The following is a 19,131-nucleotide window of genomic DNA, read 5'->3' as shown; positions in this document are numbered from 1 at the left end:
ACCACGGTTCGTATCAGAGCATCGACCTTGTGCGCCAAAGCGGTTCATTGGACATCCGGATCCATGACTGCGTGGTCGCAACTTGGTGCATGAAATGCTCGCATGAACTGCTTTGGTGCTTTTTTACCTGCCAGGTCTGCCTCTTATGGAAAATCTGCAAAGCGCTGTGGAGACGTTGGTTCACAGCTCCAATACGTTGTTCATTCTGATCGGTGCTGTGATGGTGCTGGCGATGCACGCCGGTTTCGCATTTCTGGAAGTCGGTACGGTGCGCCAGAAAAACCAGGTCAACGCGCTGTCAAAGATCCTCAGCGATTTTGCCGTCTCGACCCTGGCCTATTTCTTTATAGGCTACTGGATCTCCTACGGCGTGACATTCATGCAGCCGGCGGCGGTGCTGAGTGCCGATCATGGCTATGGGCTGGTGAAGTTTTTCTTCCTGCTGACCTTTGCCGCAGCGATCCCGGCGATCATTTCCGGCGGCATTGCCGAGCGGGCGCGCTTCGTTCCTCAGTTGTGTGCCACAGCGCTGATCGTGGCGTTCATTTATCCGTTTTTCGAAGGGATGATCTGGAACGGCAACTATGGCCTGCAAGCCTGGTTGACGGCGCAGTTTGGTGCGGCTTTCCATGATTTCGCCGGCTCCGTGGTGGTACATGCCATGGGCGGCTGGCTGGCGCTGGCGGCGGTGCTGCTGCTTGGCCCGCGCAATGGGCGTTATCGCGATGGTCGACTGGTCGCGTTCGCTCCGTCGAGCATTCCGTTTCTGGCTCTTGGCTCGTGGATTCTGATTGTCGGCTGGTTCGGCTTCAACGTAATGAGCGCACAGACGCTGCAGGGTGTCAGCGGACTGGTGGCAGTCAACTCGTTGATGGCGATGGTTGGTGGCACAGTGGCGGCGTTGATCGTCGGGCGCAATGACCCGGGCTTTCTGCACAACGGCCCGTTGGCCGGGTTGGTGGCGATCTGCGCAGGTTCTGATCTGATGCATCCGGTCGGCGCACTGGTGACCGGCGCCATTGCTGGTGCACTGTTCGTCTGGTGTTTTACCGCCGCGCAGGTCAAATGGCGCATCGACGACGTCTTGGGCGTGTGGCCGTTGCACGGATTGTGCGGCGTGTGGGGCGGGATTGCCTGCGGGATTTTCGGCCAGACCGCGCTTGGCGGTCTGGGCGGTGTCAGCCTGATCAGTCAGGTGATCGGCACCGCGTTGGGCGTCGTTGTGGCGCTGGTTGGCGGCTTCGTCGTGTACGGCGTGATCAAGGCGCTGCACGGTCTGCGGCTCAGTCAGGAGCAAGAGTATTACGGCGCCGACCTGTCGCTGCACAAGATTGGCGCCGTGAGTCAGGACTAGGTCTCCTCATCGTTGGCTCCCGGATAAAACCCGTGCAGCAGGCGATAACGATCACTGCGCACCTGATCGACTCTCTCCTGTACTTGATGCGCCGGCAGACCCAGCATGATCAAGGCGTGAGAGCCGAGCATCAAGCTTGATTCCAACAGTTCCGGTACCACTTCGGTGGCGCCGGCGGCTTTCAGTTCTGCCAATTGGCTGTCATCACGGGTGCGCACCAGAATCGGCACCTGATCATTGAGATGGCGTGCTTCCTTGAGGATATGCAGGGCGACGTCGCCTTGATCCACGGCAATCACCAGCAGCCTTGCTCGTAACAGGCCGACGGCGAGCAACAGATCGCTGCGCGAGCAGTCGCCGTAATGCACGTTGCTTTCCGCGATGGCTGCCTCCTGGATACGTATGGGATCGTTGTCCAGCGCGATGTAAGGTTGCTTGGCATTGCTCAGGATACGGCCAATGGACTGGCCAACGCGGCCGTAGCCGCATATCACTACGTGTTTGTTGAGGTCGGCGTTGAGTGCGCTGATCTCGTCGATCTGAGCCTCCTCATTGGGTTTGCGATGCAGGCTGGCGGCGATTCTCGGTGCCGCGCGTAGCAGCAATGGGGTCAACAGCATCGAGCAAAAAGTCGCTGCGAGCAAAAGCGCACCGAGCTTGGCTGGCAGCATCTGGTTCTGCTGCATCTGCGCCATCAAGGCAAAGCAGAACTCGCCGCCCTGAGCGAGCGCCAGACCGCTGCGCCACGCCGTTTCACTGTCGCTGCCGCGCCACTTCACGAGCAGCGCCACCACGATGCCTTTGATCACCAGTAAACCGAGCGTGAGGCCGATGATCAGCAGGCTGTGGCTGATGAATAGCTGCAGGTCAATCAACATGCCAATGCTGACAAAAAACACCCCGAGCAGAATGTCGCGAAAGGGCCGGATATCGGCCTCGATCTGATGCCGGTAGTGGCTTTCGCCGAGCAACATGCCGGCCAGAAATGCGCCAAGGGCCGGGGACAGGCCGAGCAGGTGGGTCAGCCATGCGGTCAATAACACAATCACCAATGCCAGCAGCACGAACAACTCTGCCGAGCGTGAAGCGGCCACCTCATGGAACAGCCGAGGCAGCAACCAGCGACTGGCGAACAACAGGCCAAAAAACAGCACCACGGTTTTCGCCAAGGTCAACGGCAATGCCCAATACCAGACCTGATCACTGCTTCCGGCAAACACGGGCACAAGCGTCAGCAGCAGTACTGCGACCACATCCTGGAACAGCAAAACACCGACGGCGTTCTGGCCGTGGCTGCTGAACACCTCGCCAAGACTGCTTAATTCCTTGGTGACGATCGCCGTCGACGACAACGACAGGCCGGCGCCAAGCAACAATGCCGGGGTCAGGGGCATCCCCAGCAGCATCAACAGCGATCCCAGTATTGCCGTGCTGATCAGCACTTGCTGGCTGCCCAGGCGAAAAACCACTTTGCGCAGCGCAATCATTTTCGACAGGGAAAACTCCAGACCCAGCGAAAACAGCAGAAACACCACGCCCAACTCAGCCACGTCGGGCAGGTTTTCACTTTCGTTGACCCAGTTGAATGCCGTTGGCCCGACCAGCAATCCCACGCACAGGTAACCCAATACCGGTGGTAGCCGCAGACGACGGAACAGGGCAATCATCACGAGGGACGAGGCGAGGATGATGAGCAGGTTGGCAAACACAAGACACTCCGATGTCAGGCTCTGGCTTCTCAAGCGTAGAGGCAAAAAGCGCGGGAGCATCGCCTGATTGGCATTTCTGTGAACTGATGTGTGTCAGGGTTTTGTGCGTGAACCGCAGTCGCTGGCCCTCAAGCCTTTGGGCGGAGTGGCTCGACGGGTTTTCAGGTGCGGCCTAGAATGAGCGAATTAATTTTTGGTTGAGCAATCATGCTTCCTGAATGCCAGTTGTTCGGCACCCTCGGGTGCCATCTCTGTGAAGTCGCCGAGGCCATGTTGATGGAGTTCGTCGAGCGCGGGCTATTGGTCGAGCTGGTGGATATCGCTGAAGACGAATCGTGGTTCGAGGCATACAGTTTGCGCATTCCGGTGCTGCGCCGAATTGACACTGGAGCTGAACTGGGCTGGCCGTTCAGCGCTGATCAGGTCGTCGCATTCCTTCGGTAACCGATGTTTCTGCTGCGTCCCGCTGGTCGCCACCTGTCATCCATCCCTTGGCACTTTCCGGTTTATTCGGTTACTGTATGTTCATACAGTAATTGGGTAAGAGGGACGAACCGTGGTCAATGTCGAGCAGTTGAAGAACAGCGTGAACCGGATGTCGGTTGACGTGGTGCGCGAGGCCGTTCTCGAATTGCGCCTGGACGGGTTGGTCACGGAGGGCAAGACGCCATTCAACAAACTGCATTTCAATACCTGTTTTGCCGAGATCGAAGCCCTGTTTCAGCGCGCCGGTTATCACAAACAGTTGGACGTGGTCGGTTATCAGGGTTTGCTTTACGCCTTGTACGACCCGGGCCGCTGGGAGGCGGTTGACGTGTTGCGCTGGCTCAAGGAATTCACCGAGGCGGCGGCGCTCAAATCGATTCCCGCCTGAGGATTCAGCGCTAGGTTCGTTTCCCTCTGTGTTGGATAATGCCGACCTGCATTGAGGATTCGAATTTCCGTATGTCCACATCAACATTTTCCGCTGCACAGAATCAGGCCAGCACACTGTATCTGCCGCCGGGTACTTGGCTGACCGTACTTGATTGTTTGTGCGAGCATTTCAGTGCCATTGGGCGCGAGCAGTGGCTTGACCGGATTGCTCGGGGGCGGGTGCTGGATGGCCAAGGTCAGCCGATTGCGTTGGACTTGTCCTACAAGGAAGGCCTGCGGATTCACTACTTTCGCGAAGTGCCGGACGAAAAACCGATACCGGTGGTCGAGTCGATTCTTTACGCCGACGAACATCTGGTGGTGGCTGACAAACCTCACTTTCTCCCGGTGACCCCGGCCGGCGAGTATGTCGAACAAACCTTGTTGCGCAGGCTGATTCGTCGGCTGGACAATCCTCATCTGGTGCCGCTGCACCGGATCGACCGGCATACGGCGGGGCTGGTGATCTTCTCGGCTAATCCGCAAACCCGTTCCGCGTATCAGTCGCTGTTCCCGACACGGCAGATCGACAAGCGCTATGAAGCCATTGCTCCGGCATTGCCCCAACTGGATTTCCCTTTGGTACACAAAAGCCGTTTGGTTGATGGCGAGCCGTTTTTTCGCATGCAGGAAGGGACGGGCGCCAGCAATACAGAAACAGCTGTAGAGGTTCGGGAAAAAAACGGTGAGCTGTGGCGTTATGGCTTGTTTCCGGTGACGGGCAAGAAGCATCAGTTGCGTGTTCACATGACCGCGCTGGGGGCGAGCATCTGCAACGATCCGTTCTACCCGGATGTGTTGAAAGATGCCGAAGATGATTACGCCAACCCGCTGAAGCTACTGGCGCAAGGACTACGCTTCATCGACCCGGTAACTGGAGAGGAACGCGAATTCGAAAGTCGCCTCACCCTGCAGTGGTGATAGCGCTGCCAATTTTCCAGTGCCCATGAAAAAGCCCGCATATCAATGCGGGCTTTTCTGTATCCGGTGTCGACCCAGAGCTTACAGCTCTTTAACGGTACGAACCTGATCCTTGTTGATGCGGGTTTCTTTGCCGTCGAGCTGTTTGAACTCGTAAAAGCCCGAATCATCATCGTATTGCGGGGTGTCGACGGCCTGGATTTCGCGACCGTCATTCAAGGTGATCACTGTTGGCGACGAGCAACCGGCGAGGGTAGCTAGGCCCAGTGCGAGCATGAAAGTGGCGAGGGTCCGTTGAGTCATGAGTGTGTCTCCGAATGGGAATTCTTTTGGTTACTGAGCTTGAGACGTATACAAGGCGTGAGAGTTCCTTGAATAGTGTCAGTCTGACACAGTGTTGTGCGCATTTAACAGGTCGGGGGTGTTCAGGTTGGCTAGCCGTGGATCGTTGTCGGGACAGTGCAGCGCGGTGGCGCCGAGATTGCGCATGACCCGGCCGGGGCTACGCTCCCCTGCATTCCAGGCATCTTCGAATGCCGGTAAAAGGGCGACCGGGATCACGCACAACAACGGTTCCCAGTGCTCGTCATGGCGCAACATTAAAGGTTTATCATTATGCAGATTCGCGGTCTCGCGCATGCTTTGTAGCAACGCACCATCAATACGCGGGACATCGCAGGGCAATACCAACAGATGCGAATGGCGTGCGGCTCTCAGGCCGGCGCGAATACCGGCCAACGGACCGGGAAAGTCGTCCTCGTCATCCACCACCAATTGATCGGCGAACGGCGCGTAACGCTCACGATTACGGTTGCAGGAGATGATCAGGTCATCGGTGAGCGGACGGGTCTTGCGCTGTAAATGCGCAATCAACGGCTCGCCCAGCCACTCCACCAGACCTTTGTCCTGACCGCCCATGCGCTGCCCGCGTCCACCCGCCAAAAGCAAGATAGAGCAGGGCGGCAGTTGCGTGTCAAAGGTCATGGCAGCTCTCCGGAGGGGCGGCGAAAAAAGGGGGCGCTGTGATATAACACCAGGCTGTTTTCCCTACAACTGGAAGAGCCTATGAAAGCCAAGGCTGATGTACCTTTCGTGCCGCTCAATATTGCGGTTCTGACTGTCAGCGATACCCGAACCCTGGAAACCGACACTTCAGGCCAAGTCTTCGTCGACCGCCTCGCGGCCGCCGGCCACAATCTGGCAGCGCGGGTCCTGCTCAAAGATGACCTCTACAAAATTCGCGCGCAAGTCGCCAACTGGATTGCCGACGATGTCGTACAGGTGGTGCTGATCACCGGTGGCACCGGCTTCACTGGCCGCGACAGCACCCCTGAAGCCGTCACGTGTCTGCTCGACAAGCAAGTGGATGGGTTTGGGGAGTTGTTCCGGCAGATATCGGTGGCCGATATCGGCACCTCGACCGTGCAATCCCGGGCGCTGGCCGGTCTGGCCAATGGCACGCTGGTTTGCTGCTTGCCGGGTTCGAACAATGCCGTGCGTACGGGGTGGGATGGGATTCTGGGTGAGCAACTGGATGCTCGTCACCGTCCGTGCAATTTCGTTCCTCATCTGAAACAGGCAGCGCCTTGTGAATCCCGTGGGTAAGCCGGGCAAGACGGGCTCGTTGATGCCCGTCGAAGTGGCGCTGGCGCGACTGCTGGAAATGGCCGAGGCCTCGCCAATCGTCGAGCACGAATATTTGCCACTGGCTCAGGTCGAGGGTCGGGTACTGGCCGAAGATCTGGTTTCGACCCTGGATCTGCCACCTTGGCCCAACAGTGCCATGGACGGATACGCCTTGAACCTCTCGGACTGGGCAGGCGAACCGCTGCCGGTCAGTCAAAAGGTGTTTGCCGGGCAGTCTCCGGAAGCTTTGAAATCCGGTACCTGTGCGCGAATCTTCACGGGGGCGCCGATACCACCCGGTGCCAATTGCGTGGAAATGCAGGAAAACGCTGACGTTCAGTCCGATGGACGCGTGCGTTTCGTTGAGCCTCTGAAAATCGGGCAGAACATTCGCCCGCAAGGCCAGGAAACAACCGTCGGGGAACTGATACTTCCCGCCGGAACGCGACTTGGTCCGATTGAACAAGGCTTGTCCGCGTCGCTGGGCTGCGCCGGGCTGAAAGTTGTGCGCAAGGTTCGAGTTGCGGTGATTTCTACTGGCGACGAACTGGTCGAACCGGGTCAGCCATTGGGGCCGGGGCAGATTTACAACAGTAATCGGGTGTTGCTGTGCAGCTGGTTACTGCGTCTTGGCTGTGAAGTGATCGACGCTGGCATTCTTCCTGATGACCTTGCTACCACCCGTGCCCGGCTCGGTGAGTTGCAGAATGTTGATCTGATCCTTTCCACCGGTGGTGTATCAGTAGGTGAAGCGGATTTTCTGGGTATTGCCCTGCGAGAAGAGGGCGAACTGGCCCTTTGGAAACTGGCCATCAAGCCCGGAAAACCGCTGACATTCGGACATTTCCGCAATGTGCCGGTCATCGGCTTGCCTGGTAACCCGGCGTCCACGTTGGTGACCTTTGCTCTGCTGACTCGCCCCTACCTGTTGCGCCGGCAGGGTGTACGGGATGTCGAGCCTCTGAAGTTCCCGGTGCCGGCAGGCTTCACTTGGCCGGTGGCCGGCAATCGCCGTGAATACCTGCGTGGGCGTCTCGAGCAAGGGCGAGCGACGATCTATCGCAACCAGAGTTCCGGTGTGCTGCGCAGTGCTGCGTGGGCAGATGGATTGGTTGAAGTGCTGGAAGGCCGCACTCTACATGCAGGGGATGAGGTCGTTTTCATTCCACTGAGTGATCTACTGGGCTGATCGAGCATAAATGCAGGCGTCGGCTGAAACAGTCGATGCCTGCGATGTTTCTCTGAATCAATGGCTGATCAGCGTAACAAGCTGGTCGAATCGGCTGTTGGCCACCCAACCCAGCAGAGCCAGTACTACCGCTGTTGCACCCGCCGAATAGGCAAGACGGTGTTTGATTGTTCTGACGTCACTACGAACTTCGTCCATGTCCCGTCGAATGTATTTGAGGTGGGTTTCCAACTCGGTAACACGAGGTTCCATATCAACTTCTCCAGTGGTCTTGGCGTTGCTTTTGAACTCGGACTTGGGGTTCGCGCGACTTTCGGCGAGAGGTCCAACCGGACTCACTGGCATTCTGGCTTCAAGGCTCTGCATGGAAAAATCCAACAGCGGCTGTTTCGAATAGAAGCCAGTAACCTTTTCCATCTGTCGAGCTGTTAAAAAAACTCGGGGTGTATCCACTCATTACATGCACGTCCTTGTGTTATTGGGATGATTGATACCGCCGACACACGGTGAACCAATGGCCGAGCTTGGTCAATTAAGCCGATTCCTCTTGTTTTGTAAGAAAAAATACCGCTGCGTAGGACGCCTCGTCCGGTCGCTTGAATTAATTGTCATTCTTGCGGCTTTTTTACGTGCCGCTGCGGTCAAGATGTTTCAACCGATTCAATTCAGGGAGTGACGCTATGAGTGAACGCCGGGCACTGTTGATTCTGCATGGCAAACAGGCACTCAACGAGGCGGTTCGCACCGCGGTCGAGGACAAGCGCAAGCAAGGCTGGGAATTGGCAGTGCGTCTGACCTGGGAGGCAGGCGATGCCCAGCGATGGGTGGAGCAAGCGCTGGCGGAAGGCTATCGGAAGATCATTGCCGGTGGCGGAGACGGCACTTTGCGCGATATCGCCGAAGCTCTCGCGGCGCATCCGGGAAAAGCCAGTCTGGTACTTTTGCCCTTGGGGACGGCCAACGATTTTTCCCGCGCAGCGGGAGTTCCGCTGGAGCCGGCCGAGGCGCTTGAGCTTCTCGATGCACCAGCGCGTGATATTGATCTGGGTGAAGTGGGCGGGCAGATTTTTCTCAACATGGCCACTGGTGGTTTTGGCAGTCAGGTCACGGCCAATACTTCAGAGGATCTGAAGAAAGTGCTGGGCGGTGCGGCTTATCTTTTCACCGGTCTGTCACGATTCAGCGAGTTGCATGCCGCATATGGCGAGCTGCAGGGACCGGATTTTCACTGGAGCGGTGAGCTGCTGGCATTGGGGATCGGCAATGGTCGCCAGGCGGGAGGCGGGCATGTGCTGTGTCCGCAGGCACTGGCCGACGACGGATTACTGGATGTCAGCATTTTGCCGGCTCCACAGGAGCTGGTCGGCACGTTGAAGAGTCTGCTTAGCGACGGTTTTGGCATCGACAACATGTTTGTGCGAACCCGGTTGCCGTGGGTCGAAATCAAGGTCGCCGAGGGGCTGTACATTAATCTTGATGGTGAACCGCTGGAAGGCGAAAGCATGCGATTCGAGGCAAGGCCTGCGGCGTTGCAGGTGCACCTGCCGAAGGACTCGCCTCTGTTGACCGTTAAGCAGCCTCTCAGTCGTCCAGACTGATGATCTGTTCGCGCACGGCGAACAGCACCAGGCCTGCCACATCGTATATTTGCAGACGCTTCATGATTTGCGAGCGGTGGGTCTCTACAGTCTTGATGCTCAAGCCCAGGCCGTTGGCAATTTCCCGGGTCGATTTGCCCCGCACGATCAAGCGCAGGATTTCCAACTGTCGGGCGGTCAGATTGTGCGAGTCGGCGATTTCCGGCTGTTGTTTCTGATTGCGGGTCAGCGCCTGGTTGATCACGGTATGGGCGATGGCCGGACTCAAGTAACGCTCGTTGTTGCGCAAGGCTTCCAGCGCGTGCTCGAGTTCGGTGGCGGTAGTGTCCTTGAGCAGATAACCGTGGGCGCCTGATTCCAGCGCCTGCATGATCAGCGCGGGGTCCGTGTGCATCGACAGGATCAGCACTTTGCTCTGCGGACGTACCCGCTTGAGCCGCTGCAGGGCTTCCAGGCCGCCGGTTTCTTTCATGGATATGTCCAGCAGCACGATATCGGGGTTCAGTTGCTCGACCATCTCGAGCAATTGCGAGCCGTCGTTGGCCTCGCCAATCACCGCGTAACCGGGAATATCCAGCACCAGAGCGCGCACGCCGGCCCTGATCAGCGAGTGGTCATCCACCAGAAGTAAGTTGCAAGTCAACGCATAACCTTATTCGTACTGGCCCGCTCGAGCGCACGAGGCGCCCAGGGGAAGAGTGCTTCGATTTGAGTGCCGTTGCCCGGTTCGCTGATGACGCTCAGGGTGCCACCCAATTGTTCGATCCGTTCGGCCATCCCGGCCATGCCGCGTTGTCCTTCACGACCCGGATTCGCGGCCGGAGCGAATCCCTTTCCGTCATCGCTGATCAGCAATGTCAGGCCTTTTGGCAGGCGTTGCACGCGTATCAACAGATTTCTTGCCTGCGCGTGTCGCAGGATATTGGTCACGGCCTCTTGGGTGATGCGAAAGGCGGCGACTGCCATTTCTTCCGGAATACCGTTCAGGCGCTGCTGGCAATCGAGACTCCAGTGCACGCTGGTGTTGGTCAAAGTCTTGAGCAGGTGCGCACGCAGGCTGGCCTCAAGTCCGAGGCTGGTCAGTTGACGTGGATTGAGAATGGCCGAGACATCGCGCACCTTGTTCAATGTTTCTTCAAGGGTGTCGCAAAGTGCAGTGCATTGCTCCTGCAAGTCTTCCGGCATGCGCCGTTTAAGCCAGTCGCTCTGAAGTTTGGCGGCCGTCAGCAACTGGCCGATATCGTCGTGCAGCTCCCGGCTGAGGCGATGGCGTTCGTTTTCCTGGACTTCCAGCAGGCGGTCAGCGAGTTCTTGCGGCTGGAATTTGATCGATTTGCGCGACAGCCGATATTGCACCCAGACGCAGGCGGTGGCGGCGATGTTCAGCAGCAACAGTCCCAGGCAGATTTGTGTGGAGAAACCATAGGTCAGCAGACTGCCAAGTGTAGCCGCGATACACAGTATGAGCGTGAACCGGCGTGCATTTTCCCGGGAGGGTGGCCATGTTGTGATCGACTTGAGGCTGGCGTACATAACGGATGGAGCCAATGGATTTTCGCTGCGGGCAGACCGGCCGGTGGCTGGCGGGTCTCTGTCTGAAAATGCTGTCAATTATGTTATTGATTTCAACGTGGTTCAGTGTACGTATTTTGACTGCCAACTTCGTAGAATGCCTTTCTCTGGAGTCACTGTGCCATTAACTTGAAGGCAACTAGTGGCCGGCATAATACCACTTAAGATACCGTTGGTCGCGTTCGCTATATATGTCCAATGAGTCAGCAAACACGACATGTTGGACGCGAGTTCCATAACTGGGGGGGGAATCGATTTATTGTCATCGATAGATATCGGTGTTGCCTGAAGTTGGGTTCTTTAGACACAGGCAAACCCTGAGCCCGGCTGGAAATATTCGCCTCTGTCAGGTGTGATTATTTATTTCGATTTGTCGCTGGCAGGTATGAACTGTTCAATTGCGACATTGGACGGTGCGAGACAGCTCTTGCCAGCAGTGGGTCACACCCTGTCAGGCCTGGCGCTCCGAAAAGGACAAGAGGGGCAAACGTTTGGCCGTGAGCGCTGGTTGAAACTCGGGTTGACCAACTTGAAAGGCGAAGGCCTCTATCAGCGAGGTTTGTTCACTGTTATCGAGGCTCAGTTGTCCGGTGTTCTGGTCGACCAGTTCAAGTTGCCAGGCCATCAGTGTGAAGCAATCCTTCAAGGCATCCAGAGCCTGTTGGTGCAGGTCGACGTGGTCTTGAGCCAGATTGAGCAAGTCGTAAATATGCAGGGAAAACTCCGAAATCGCTTCAAGCGCCAGGGCTTCAGCTCTGCTGGCAAGCTTGAGGAGCGTGCTGAGCATGCAGTCGATGGCGTCCTTGTCGTTGCTGATCAGTTGCAGATGACTGAGGCATTCTTCGGACTTGGCCAGGAGCGTTTCAGCTTCGACAAGAAATTCGGGGAACCGTTGCGCCCACTCTTTACGGTCGATTGGCATGCTTATCTCCACAACGTCATGTCTGATGAGGGAATGCCGTGTGTGACGACGATCGTGAATTGTCGGGAGATCGCGCCCAGACGTGCAGGTACACAGGCTGAGAGGTTCCAGAGGGTTTGTTTCCGCTGAACTGCGATCGCACACAATAGCCTGACTCCGTTCATGCAATGAGAATGGCGTCACATTAATGGCTATTGGATATTGCGAATATCAGGTTGGGCCTGATTGTTACTAGGGGAATCCCTTAGGCGCGGGAACCTACCGTGCAAACCGAGGTCGCGCCGCAAAGACTTTAGCAGATGAAAAACACCGGGCCAGTAAAGCATGATGTTAATGTGACATCAATGCCTTGATGTGGCATTTTGATAGTGATTTCTGCGGGGATCAAGATTCGGCATTTACAGCCGATAACCCCTCTTAGTGAATTCATCAGAACAAGCCCAGGAGTCATTGATGGCCGGCATTCTCGACACGGTAGACCAACGCACGCAACTGGTGGGTGAGAATCGCCTGGAAATTCTCATGTTCCGCCTCGCCGGACGCCAATTGTTCGCGATCAACGTGTTCAAGGTTCAGGAGGTTCTGCAACTGCCAAAGTTGACCCTCATGCCCCAGCGTCACCCGTTTGTCTGCGGTGTGGTCAATCTGCGCGGGCAGACCTTGCCGGTGATCGACCTTTCGCAAGCGATCGGCATGCGTCCACTGGTACCCGGTCCGAACAGCACCATCATCGTCACTGAGTACAACCGCTCGGTGCAGGCCTTCCTCGTCGGTGGCGTGGATCGCATCGTCAACATGAACTGGGAAGCCATTCTGCCGCCGCCGACCAGCGCTGGCCGCCAGCACTATCTGACCGCGATCAGCAAAGTTGACGATCAGTTGGTGGAAATCATCGACGTCGAAAAAGTGCTCGCCGAAATCGTCCCGTACAACGCCAAGGTATCGCGCGACAAGCTCGATGATCCGGTGCTGGAACGTGCCCGTGGCCGAGAAGTGCTGCTGGTGGACGACTCCAACGTGGCACTCTCGCAATTGCGTGACACCCTTGGCCAGCTCGGCGTGAAAATGCACATTGCCAGCGACGGCCTGAAGGCGCTGAACATGCTCAAGGCCTGGGCCGACACCGGCGTGAACATGACCGACAAACTGCTGATGGTGTTCACCGACGCGGAAATGCCGGAGATGGACGGCTATCGCCTGACCACCGAAATTCGCAACGATCCACGCCTGCGTGGGCTGTACGTAGTGTTGCACACCTCGCTGTCCGGCAGTTTCAACGACTCTATGGTGAAGAAGGTCGGCTGCGACAACTTCCTCTCCAAGTTCCAGCCGGACAAACTGGTCGATGTGGTCCGCCAGCGGCTGATGCTTGATGAAGTGCCGGCCTGATAGCCCTGCTCAAAGGCTGACTTCATGTCAGCCTTTGATTCGTTGATGAAGCTCGTATAGGGTGGCGTTTTTTACCCATCAGGGAGCTGGCCATGCTGCGTCTGAGCGCGCTTTATCGTTACCCGTTGAAATCCGGCAAAGGCGAGGTTCTGCAAGGGATCAGCCTGGACAAGCTGGGGCTTGAGGGTGATCGACGCTGGATGCTGGTGGACGAAGCCAGCGGGCGTTTCCTGACTCAGCGCGCAGAAGCGAAGATGAGCCAGTTGTCGGCACTGTGGAATGCCCACGGCGGACTGACGCTCAGCGCCCCTTCGCATGCGTCCATTGAAATCGCCGTGCCGGACAGCGGTGCCGAACTGCGTGGCGTGACCATTTGGCGTGATACCTTGCGGGTCCCGGACGCTGGCGATGACGCAGCGAAGTGGGTCAGCGATTTCATCGGTAAGCCGACCCGTCTGGTACAGGTGCCACTGGACCGTGCGCGTACCACGCAAGCTGGATATGGCAAGGAGGACGATCAGGTCGCATTCGCCGATGGTTTTCCGTTGTTGCTGATTGGTGAAGCGTCGCTGCAGCACCTGTCGCAACAGGTCGGAAGGCCGCTGGAAATGCTGCGTTTCCGGCCGAATCTGGTCATTGAAGGCAGCGATGCGTATGCCGAAGACAGTTGGAAGCGTATTCGTATTGGCGATGTCGAGTTCCGTGTAGTCAAGTCGTGCTCACGCTGCATTCTCACCACCATCGACCCGCAAACCGGCGAGCGCAGCGCTGATCGCGAACCGCTCGCGACGCTGCAAAAGACTCGCGGGCAGGCCGATGGCGCGATGTTCGGGCAGAATCTGGTGAATGACGGCAATGGTCGTCTTGAGGTCGGGATGCCGGTGGAGATACTCGAATAACCCAACCCTGAAATGAAAAATGCCCGTGTCTTTGGACACGGGCATTTTTATTGCGCCGGGGAAAGCCGTGGACTCAGCCGCGGTATTCGCACAGGTAAGCGGTGTCGACCGCAACTTTCAGCTGGAACTTGCTGTTGGCCGGTACGTTGAACTGGCTGCCGGCGGCGAAAGTTTCCCAATCGCTGCTGTCTGGCAGTTTGACGGTCAGTGCGCCGGACACCACGTGCATGATTTCACGCTGGGCCGTGCCGAATTCGTATTCGCCCGGGGCCATGACGCCGATGGTCGCCGGACCTTCAGCGGTGCCAAAGGCGATCGACTTGACGGTACCGTCGAAGTACTCGTTGACTTTAAACATGGGCGATTCCTCGAAAAGGGCTAAAAAGTGGGGCGGCCAGTATGCACAAGGCCATTAACGCCGTCACGCCCCTAAAGCGGCAGAACCAGCGGCAGCAACCGTGCGGTATTGCGCGCATCCTCCAGCGCCCGATGTTGCTGACCGCTGAACTGCATGCCGGCCAGTTGCAGCGCGCCGTTGAGCCCCAATGGCCGTTCCAGGCGCCGGGCTTTGGCGAAGCGCTGCTTGAGGTTCATGTGCGGCACCCGGCTCAGGGCGCTGTCGAGTTGCAGCCGCTGCCATTCCTGCAGTAATTGTTTGCGGTCGTAATCACCCCAACTGGCCCAGCCTTCGAGGCGCGTTTGGTGCTGGCCAAGCCAGCGCTCGAACGCTGGCCAGACTTCCGTCAAAGGCTGCGCCGTGTCGATATTGGCCTGGGTGATGTGCGTCAACTCGCGACAAAACGTCGTCAGCAATGGCCGGCGCGTGGGTTTGACGAAGCGCTGAAAGTGATCCTGTTCGCGCCCGGTACGATCGACCAGCGTGGCGCCGATTTCGATAATTTCCATTTCTGTAACCGGCCAGCCACCCTCGTCGGTGGTGGCTTCCAGATCAATGACCAGCCAATGGGGCATCGCAGGGTTCCTGATTTCCGCGTCCTGATAGATCAGAGCGTAGTCAAACCCTGCGTTTGCGCTTGGGTGACTACTCTACCTGCAACAGAACCTGACGATTTTTTACCTGATCGCCGACCTTGACCTGCACCCGCTTGAGCACGCCGTCGATGCCGGCCTTTAGCGGGTGCTCCATTTTCATTGCCTCCAGCACCACCAGCAACTGACCTTTGCTGACCGGACTGCCTTCACTGACGAGGACGTCGACGATGGCGCCGTCCATCGGCGCTTTCAAGGTGCCGGAGCTGACGCTGGTCTGACTGCCGATCACGGCATGAGTTCGATCCTCAAGGCGCAGGCTGCCGGGATGGGTGAACAGCCAGAGTTGCCCGACATCGAGGCGATAGGCATGGCGTTGGCGCAGGCCGTCGATTTCCAGCGTGACCGATTTTTCGCTGTGATTGATCAGTTTCAGTTCAAGGGAGCGTTCCGCGGTTTGCACCTGAATCACCTCTCCCGCCAGCTTGAGCAGTTGCACGGTCCAGTTCTGCTCATCTACGCCAAGCCGATAGTGCAGCGGTACATTGGCGTTGTTGCGCCAGTGGCTCAATGGCGCCCGATGTTGCTGCGCGGATGCCTGGTAAAACAGGACGGCGGCGATGGCCAGTTCTTCGGCACTTGGTGCGTACGGGCTCAGGCTTGGGTGATCGCTGAAGTGCCGAGGAATGAATCCGGTACTGAATTCGCCGCTGATGAACTGCGGATGTTGCAGCAGGTTGTCGAGTAATCGCTGGTTGCTTTGCACGCCCAGCAGGACGCAATCCTGCACCGCACGCAGCAGTTTGCGCCGCGCCTCTTCACGAGTGGCGCCGTGAGCGATCAGTTTGCCGAGCATCGGGTCATAGAACGGGCTGACCGATTGCCCTTCGAACAAGCCGTGATCGATTCGTGCGCCGTGCTCAAGCGCCGGTTCCCATGCTTCGATGCGGCCGGTTTGCGGGAGAAAATCCTGCGTCGGATCTTCGGCGTACAGCCGCACTTCCATTGCATGACCATGGAGTAGCACTTGCTCCTGGGTCAACGGCAGCGGCTGCCCCTCGGCGACCGACAATTGCCAGGCGACCAGATCCAGCCCCGTGATCAATTCAGTCACCGGGTGTTCCACTTGCAAGCGGGTGTTCATCTCCAGAAAGTAGAACTGCCTGCGCGCGTCGAGCAGGAACTCCACGGTGCCGGCGCCGACGTAATTGACCGCGCGCCCGGCCTTGAGCGCCGCTTCGCCCATGGCCTGGCGCAACTCGGCGGTCATGACCGGGCAGGGCGCTTCTTCAATGACTTTTTGATGGCGTCGCTGGATAGAGCAGTCGCGTTCGCCAAGGTAGATCAGATTGCCGTGGTGATCGCCAAACAGTTGCACTTCCACATGTCGCGGTTCGATCAGTGCCTGTTCGAGGATTAACTCGTCGCTGCCAAATCCATTGAGGGCTTCAGAGCGGGCGGTACGCAGTTGCGCAGGCAGCTCATCAGCGTTGTGCACCAGACGCATACCGCGTCCACCGCCGCCGGCGCTTGCCTTGATCATCAGTGGGTATCCGATGCGTTCGGCTTCGCGCAGCAACGTTGCGTCGTCCTGTTCTGCACCTTGATAACCGGCAATGCACGCTACGCCGGCATCCAGCATGGCGAGTTTCGACAGGCGCTTGCTGCCCATCAATTCGATGGCGTCGGCGCTTGGCCCGATGAAGATCAGCCCGGCCTGTTCGCAGGCGCGTGCGAATTCGGCGTTTTCCGAGAGAAATCCGTAGCCGGGGTGGATTGCATCGGCACCGCTGCGGCGAGCCGCGTCGAGGATGGCGGGGATGTTCAGATACGACTGCTGCACCGGTGCCGTGCCGACATGCACGGCTTGATCGGCCATTTGCACGTGCAGCGCGTCGGCGTCGGCATCGCTGTAGACGGCGACGGTGCGGTAGCCGAGGGCTTGCGCGGTGCGCTGGATACGGCAGGCGATTTCACCGCGGTTGGCGATCAGGATTTTGTGGATGGCGGGCATGGTGGCTTCCCTTGGTTCTGGCGGTGAATGTGCTGGCCTTTTCGCGGACGAGCCCGCTCCCACAGGGTCAGATGGCCCACCCGGGTTTTCGTTTTTGCATGAACGCCATGGTTCCTTCGATCCCCTCGGCACCCGTCACCGCTTCGCTGAACCACTGCGCCGCCTCATCCAGCAGCTCACTCGATGGCTGCCCGGCACTGGCCAGCAGCAGTTTTTTGGTCACGGCATTCGCCTCTGGCGCGCAACACAAAACATGTTGCAGCACCTCATCCAACCGCTCGGCCAACGCTTGCGCATCCTGCTCGACAAAATGCACCAGCCCCAACCGCCGAGCCTGATGGCCGTCGAAGCGCGCAGCGGTGAGGGCCAGGCGTCTGGTTTCAGTCAGGCCGATGCGTTGCACCACAAACGGGGCGATCTGCGCCGGTAACAGGCCGAGGCTGGTTTCCGGTAAGCCGAACTGCGCTTTGTGGTCGGCAATTGCGATGTCGCTTACGCAGGCAAGACCGAATCCGCCGCCCATGACCGCACCTTGCAACACGCAGACCAGCACTTGCGGCGCGTGCTGAGCTTCTTCAAGCAGCGCGCCGAACGTCCGGTTCAACTCTCGGTAAGCGTCGGCTCCCTGGGTGCGGGCACTGGCCATGTCCTTGATGTCGCCGCCAGCGCAGAAATGTCCGCCGCTGCCGCTGAGCACCAGGGCCCTAACAGTCTGGTCATCGTGAACGGCTGCCAACACGGCGCGCAATTCGGTGACCATCTGCAGGCTCATCGCATTGCGGCTGTCCGGGCGATTGAGGGTGATGTGCATGACGCCACCGTGCAGCTCCAGCAGCAGCGTCTGGCAAACGGGCAGGGTGCTCATTTCTTTTTCCCCGGCAAGATTCCCATCAGTTTGCAGATGATCCCCAGCATGATTTCGTCGGCGCCGCCGCCAATCGACACCAGTCGCACATCGCGGTAGGCGCGGGCCACCGGGTTGTCCCACATGAAACCCATGCCGCCCCAATATTGCAGGCAACTGTCGCTGACTTCGCGACCAAGGCGCCCGGCCTTCAGCTTGGCCATCGAAGCGAGGCGGGTGACGTCCTGGCCTTTGATGTACTGCTCGGTGGCCTGATAGACCAGCGCTCGCAGGCATTCAATTTCGGTCTGCAGTTCGGCGAGGCGGAAGTGGATCACCTGATTGTCGATCAGTGCACTGCCGAAGGTTTTGCGCTCCTTGCAATACTCAATGGTGCTATCGACGCAGTATTCCAGGCCCTTGATCATGTTCGCCGCGCCGAATAGACGTTCCTCCTGAAACTGCAACATCTGCATCATGAAGCCTGCGCCTTCGTGGCCGATGCGATTGCGTTGCGGCACGCGCACGTTGTCGAAAAACACCTGCGCGGTTTCCGAACTGCGCATGCCGAGCTTGTCCAGATGCGAGCTGAGGCTGATCCCGGGCGTGTTCATCGGCACCATGATCAGCGACTTGTTGATGTGTGGCTTGTCGTCGGAGGTGTTGGCCAGCAGGCAGATGAAATCGGCACTGGGCGAGTTGGTTATCCACATCTTGCTGCCGTTGATCACATAGTCGTCGCCATCCTTGCGCGCGGTGGTCTTGAGCCCGGCAACGTCAGAGCCGGCACCGACTTCGGAAACGCCGATGCAGCCGACCTGCTCGCCGGTGATCGCCGGGCGCAGGAACTCTTCACGCAGTTCATCAGAGCCGAACCGGGCCAGGGCCGGGGTGCACATGTCCGTCTGCACGCCAATCGACATCGGAATGCCGCCGCAGTGAATGGTGCCGAACTCTTCGGCCGCGACAATCGAATAGCTGTAATCGAGGCCCATGCCACCGAATTTTTCCGGTTTGGAAATCCCCAGCAAACCGAGGTCGCCCGCCTTGCGGAAAATCTCGTGGATCGGAAAGCGTCCGGCCTTTTCCCATTCATCGACGTGCGGATTGATCTCATGGTCGACGAACTGGCGGACGGTGCGGCGCAGTGCTTCGTGTTCCGGGGTGAAGATCATTTTTATTGTTCTCC

Annotated in this window: 21 protein-coding genes; 9 read left to right on the top strand and 12 right to left on the bottom strand. The window is 58.2% G+C overall.

Annotation, left to right across the window (positions count from 1 at the left end):
- The first annotated feature begins 145 nt into the window (after window positions 1-145).
- Entirely contained in the window at window positions 146-1,354 is a 1,209-nt protein-coding gene (locus tag PSH79_RS18910; RefSeq protein ID WP_305438967.1) for an ammonium transporter, read from the top strand.
- On the opposite strand, the gene PSH79_RS18905 is transcribed toward PSH79_RS18910, so the two are convergent.
- Window positions 1,351-3,063 (bottom strand): monovalent cation:proton antiporter-2 (CPA2) family protein, encoded by a 1,713-nt coding sequence (locus tag PSH79_RS18905; RefSeq protein WP_305438965.1) that lies wholly within the window; start codon window positions 3,061-3,063, stop codon window positions 1,351-1,353. The genes PSH79_RS18910 and PSH79_RS18905 overlap by 4 nt on opposite strands.
- 207 nt (window positions 3,064-3,270) lie before the next feature.
- Here PSH79_RS18905 and PSH79_RS18900 point away from each other — a divergent pair, with 207 nt between their 5' ends.
- The 3 genes from PSH79_RS18900 to PSH79_RS18890 all read left to right on the top strand — a co-directional run bounded on the left by PSH79_RS18900 (window position 3,271) and on the right by PSH79_RS18890 (window position 4,899).
- Window positions 3,271-3,507 (top strand): glutaredoxin family protein, encoded by a 237-nt coding sequence (locus tag PSH79_RS18900; RefSeq protein ID WP_305438964.1) that lies wholly within the window; start codon window positions 3,271-3,273, stop codon window positions 3,505-3,507.
- 112 nt (window positions 3,508-3,619) lie between these two features.
- Window positions 3,620-3,937, top strand: coding sequence for a transcriptional regulator (locus PSH79_RS18895; RefSeq protein WP_003226726.1), 318 nt, complete (start codon window positions 3,620-3,622; stop codon window positions 3,935-3,937).
- A gap of 71 nt (window positions 3,938-4,008) precedes the next feature.
- On the top strand, window positions 4,009-4,899 hold the full coding sequence (locus PSH79_RS18890) for a pseudouridine synthase (protein ID WP_305438962.1): 891 nt from the start codon (window positions 4,009-4,011) through the stop codon (window positions 4,897-4,899).
- A gap of 81 nt (window positions 4,900-4,980) precedes the next feature.
- Here the strand turns inward: PSH79_RS18890 and PSH79_RS18885 are convergent, their stop codons facing one another.
- Together PSH79_RS18885 and mobA are read right to left on the bottom strand one after the other, a co-directional pair.
- On the bottom strand, window positions 4,981-5,202 hold the full coding sequence (locus PSH79_RS18885; RefSeq protein ID WP_187679553.1) for a YgdI/YgdR family lipoprotein: 222 nt from the start codon (window positions 5,200-5,202) through the stop codon (window positions 4,981-4,983).
- A 78-nt stretch (window positions 5,203-5,280) separates the two neighbouring features.
- Window positions 5,281-5,883 carry a molybdenum cofactor guanylyltransferase MobA gene (gene mobA / locus PSH79_RS18880; protein ID WP_305438961.1) on the bottom strand — a complete coding sequence of 201 codons (603 nt, stop codon included), beginning with the start codon at window positions 5,881-5,883 and terminating at the stop codon, window positions 5,281-5,283.
- An 81-nt stretch (window positions 5,884-5,964) separates the two neighbouring features.
- On the opposite strand from mobA, the gene moaB reads away from it, so the two are divergent.
- A complete protein-coding gene (moaB, locus tag PSH79_RS18875; RefSeq protein WP_305438959.1) occupies window positions 5,965-6,504 on the top strand; it encodes a molybdenum cofactor biosynthesis protein B in 540 nt (179 codons plus the stop codon).
- On the top strand, window positions 6,488-7,714 hold the full coding sequence (glp, locus tag PSH79_RS18870; RefSeq protein ID WP_305438958.1) for a gephyrin-like molybdotransferase Glp: 1,227 nt from the start codon (window positions 6,488-6,490) through the stop codon (window positions 7,712-7,714). Before moaB ends, glp begins: the two co-directional genes overlap by 17 nt.
- 57 nt (window positions 7,715-7,771) lie before the next feature.
- Here glp and PSH79_RS18865 read toward each other — a convergent pair whose 3' ends face one another.
- On the bottom strand, window positions 7,772-8,080 hold the full coding sequence (locus PSH79_RS18865; RefSeq protein ID WP_187679575.1) for a hypothetical protein: 309 nt from the start codon (window positions 8,078-8,080) through the stop codon (window positions 7,772-7,774).
- Window positions 8,081-8,394: 314 nt separating this feature from the next.
- Here PSH79_RS18865 and yegS point away from each other — a divergent pair, with 314 nt between their 5' ends.
- A complete protein-coding gene (gene yegS, locus PSH79_RS18860) occupies window positions 8,395-9,312 on the top strand; it encodes a lipid kinase YegS (RefSeq protein WP_305438957.1) in 918 nt (305 codons plus the stop codon).
- Here yegS and PSH79_RS18855 read toward each other — a convergent pair.
- From PSH79_RS18855 to PSH79_RS18845, 3 genes are all read right to left on the bottom strand, one after another.
- A complete protein-coding gene (locus tag PSH79_RS18855; protein ID WP_103304775.1) occupies window positions 9,296-9,955 on the bottom strand; it encodes a response regulator transcription factor in 660 nt (219 codons plus the stop codon). The genes yegS and PSH79_RS18855 overlap by 17 nt on opposite strands.
- On the bottom strand, window positions 9,952-10,845 hold the full coding sequence (locus tag PSH79_RS18850; protein WP_305444008.1) for a sensor histidine kinase: 894 nt from the start codon (window positions 10,843-10,845) through the stop codon (window positions 9,952-9,954). The genes PSH79_RS18855 and PSH79_RS18850 overlap by 4 nt, the downstream gene beginning before the upstream one ends.
- A 490-nt stretch (window positions 10,846-11,335) precedes the next feature.
- A complete protein-coding gene (locus tag PSH79_RS18845; protein ID WP_305438954.1) occupies window positions 11,336-11,806 on the bottom strand; it encodes a hypothetical protein in 471 nt (156 codons plus the stop codon).
- 453 nt (window positions 11,807-12,259) lie between these two features.
- On the opposite strand from PSH79_RS18845, the gene PSH79_RS18840 reads away from it, so the two are divergent.
- Together PSH79_RS18840 and PSH79_RS18835 are read left to right on the top strand one after the other, a co-directional pair.
- On the top strand, window positions 12,260-13,195 hold the full coding sequence (locus PSH79_RS18840) for a chemotaxis protein CheV (protein ID WP_003226705.1): 936 nt from the start codon (window positions 12,260-12,262) through the stop codon (window positions 13,193-13,195).
- Window positions 13,196-13,287: 92 nt separating this feature from the next.
- A complete protein-coding gene (locus PSH79_RS18835; RefSeq protein WP_305438952.1) occupies window positions 13,288-14,094 on the top strand; it encodes an MOSC domain-containing protein in 807 nt (268 codons plus the stop codon).
- A 73-nt stretch (window positions 14,095-14,167) separates the two neighbouring features.
- On the opposite strand, the gene PSH79_RS18830 is transcribed toward PSH79_RS18835, so the two are convergent.
- The 5 genes from PSH79_RS18830 to atuD all read right to left on the bottom strand — a co-directional run bounded on the left by PSH79_RS18830 (window position 14,168) and on the right by atuD (window position 19,117).
- Window positions 14,168-14,452 (bottom strand): pyrimidine/purine nucleoside phosphorylase, encoded by a 285-nt coding sequence (locus tag PSH79_RS18830; RefSeq protein WP_003226701.1) that lies wholly within the window; start codon window positions 14,450-14,452, stop codon window positions 14,168-14,170.
- A 71-nt stretch (window positions 14,453-14,523) separates the two neighbouring features.
- Window positions 14,524-15,066: an exonuclease domain-containing protein gene (locus PSH79_RS18825; RefSeq protein WP_305438951.1), complete on the bottom strand. Its 543-nt coding sequence runs from the start codon at window positions 15,064-15,066 to the stop codon at window positions 14,524-14,526.
- Window positions 15,067-15,136: 70 nt separating this feature from the next.
- On the bottom strand, window positions 15,137-17,098 hold the full coding sequence (locus tag PSH79_RS18820) for an acetyl/propionyl/methylcrotonyl-CoA carboxylase subunit alpha (RefSeq protein WP_305438950.1): 1,962 nt from the start codon (window positions 17,096-17,098) through the stop codon (window positions 15,137-15,139).
- A gap of 67 nt (window positions 17,099-17,165) precedes the next feature.
- Complete coding sequence (locus tag PSH79_RS18815) at window positions 17,166-17,963, bottom strand: enoyl-CoA hydratase/isomerase family protein (protein WP_305438948.1); 798 nt, start codon at window positions 17,961-17,963, stop codon at window positions 17,166-17,168.
- On the bottom strand, window positions 17,960-19,117 hold the full coding sequence (gene atuD / locus PSH79_RS18810; RefSeq protein WP_305438946.1) for a citronellyl-CoA dehydrogenase: 1,158 nt from the start codon (window positions 19,115-19,117) through the stop codon (window positions 17,960-17,962). Before atuD ends, PSH79_RS18815 begins: the two co-directional genes overlap by 4 nt.
- Between the last annotated feature and the right edge of the window lie 14 nt (window positions 19,118-19,131).

It is taken from the genome of Pseudomonas sp. FP2196 (assembly GCF_030687715.1).
Taxonomy (GTDB): Bacteria; Pseudomonadota; Gammaproteobacteria; order Pseudomonadales; family Pseudomonadaceae; genus Aquipseudomonas.
The sequence above is the reverse complement of the archived record's forward strand: the minus strand, read 5'-3'. Positions and strand labels throughout refer to the sequence as shown.